Genomic DNA, 875 nt, shown 5'->3' with positions numbered 1-875 from the left:
CCCGCACGCGGCCGCGCCGCCGGGGCGCCACGGCGCGTCCTCCGCACGCCCCAGCGTGCGCAGGTCCAGCCCCTCCGGCGTCCGCACCACCACGGCGGTGGGGAACAGCGTGGGGAGCGCCGCCTCCAGGCCCACGTCGCCCAGCACCGCCACCAGCCTCGAGTCCTCCAGCGCGCTCGACAGCGGCTCCTCCAGCGAGGGGTCCACGGGCAGGAAGAGGCCACGTCCCGAGCCGTCCACGAACTGGGAGCGCGTCCCGCTGGCGAGCAGCGTCTCCACCCGCACCGCCACCGGCAGCAGGTCCGGCGCGAACACGTCCTTGCGGTGCTCCTGGAAGGCCGTCATCACCGCGCCCACGTCCGGCAGCGCCACCTCCACCAGCCGCTCCAGCACGGCCCTGTCCACCGGAGCGCCGCCCGTCCACTCCTCCAGGTCCAGCCGGTGCGGCGCGAAGCCCGGGTACTGGTTGCCCTGCGCGCCCTGGAGCACGTAGCCCGCGTGGCTCTTCTTGGGCGCCACCGTCTTGAGGGTGGCGGGGAGGATCTGCTTCTCGCTGTAGTGCCCGCCCGACACCAGGTCCACGAAGCGGCTCTCGCGGACCATGAACCGGTCCGCCGTCACCTTGGAGGAGAACGCGTACTCCACCAGCGTCAGCCCCGTGACGGGCGTCCGGTCCTTCTTCGTCCACGTCTTGCCAATCAGCTCCTCGACGTGGCGGGCCTCCAGCGCGTCGCCGCCCAGGTGCTTCTCCACCTTGCGCGCGGTGAGCAGCATGTCCGCCACCAGGTCCGTGTACACCGGAGCCTCGAAGGTGCCCGTGCGCGAGGCCGCCGCGTCCAGCAGGCCCGCCAGCTCCACCGCCCGCGCGGACAGCC

The 875-nt window shown here is 73.6% G+C and carries 1 pseudogene; it reads right to left on the bottom strand.

The window, feature by feature from the left end:
* A pseudogene (locus ACLEQD_RS44475) lies at positions 1-875 on the bottom strand (HEAT repeat domain-containing protein); the annotation flags it as partial.

Source organism: Corallococcus sp. 4LFB (assembly GCF_046520365.1).
Lineage (GTDB): Bacteria > Myxococcota > Myxococcia > Myxococcales > Myxococcaceae > Corallococcus > Corallococcus caeni.
Note: the sequence above shows the minus strand (reverse complement) of the source record. Positions and strands in the feature narration are given on the sequence as shown.